This window comes from Pseudomonas sp. 43(2021) (assembly GCF_017490805.1).
Taxonomy (GTDB): Bacteria; Pseudomonadota; Gammaproteobacteria; order Pseudomonadales; family Pseudomonadaceae; genus Aquipseudomonas.
Genome location: NZ_JAFGYJ010000227.1, coordinates 1 through 545 on the forward strand (window position 1 = coordinate 1; position 545 = coordinate 545).

Annotated in this window: 1 protein-coding gene; it reads left to right on the forward strand. The window is 57.2% G+C overall.

What is annotated here, in order from left to right; all coding sequences use genetic code 11:
• On the forward strand, window positions 1-382 hold a 382-nt coding region (locus J5M71_RS26895; RefSeq protein ID WP_207838544.1), incomplete at its 5' end, for a laccase domain-containing protein.
• Between the last annotated feature and the right edge of the window lie 163 nt (window positions 383-545).

Below are 545 nucleotides of genomic sequence, written 5' to 3' on the forward strand. Positions count from 1 at the left end.
TGTCGCGGCCGCTCATGCCGGTTGGCGTGGTCTGGCGGCGGGCGTGCTTGAGGCAACTCTCGACAGCCTCGATGTTCCTGCTGGCGAGGTACTGGTCTGGCTCGGCCCGGCCATTGGCCCCAAAGCCTTTGAAGTCGGTCCGGAAGTACGGGAAGTCTTCATCAATCAACTGCCTGAAGCAGCAGAAGCGTTCGTACCGAGCAACAATGCCGGCAAGTTCATGGCTGATATCTATCTGCTGGCGCGCCTGCGTCTGGCTGAACGGGGTGTCACGGCTGTTTATGGTGGCGGTTTCTGCACCGTGACCGACCCGCGCTTCTTCTCTTACCGCCGTGCGTCGCGCACCGGTCGTTTCGCCTCCCTTGTTTGGCTCACCCGCTAAACTCTCTGATCTGCATCAACTCTCCGACGCTTGAATCTCCCAGAATCGACCGCATCTACAGTGGTATCTGGCAGGTTTCTTTATTCAGGATGGTTTCTTAGGTCCGGCCTGCTCAAAAGGAAGGTGACCCATGCGTATTGACCGTTTAACCAGTAAATTACAG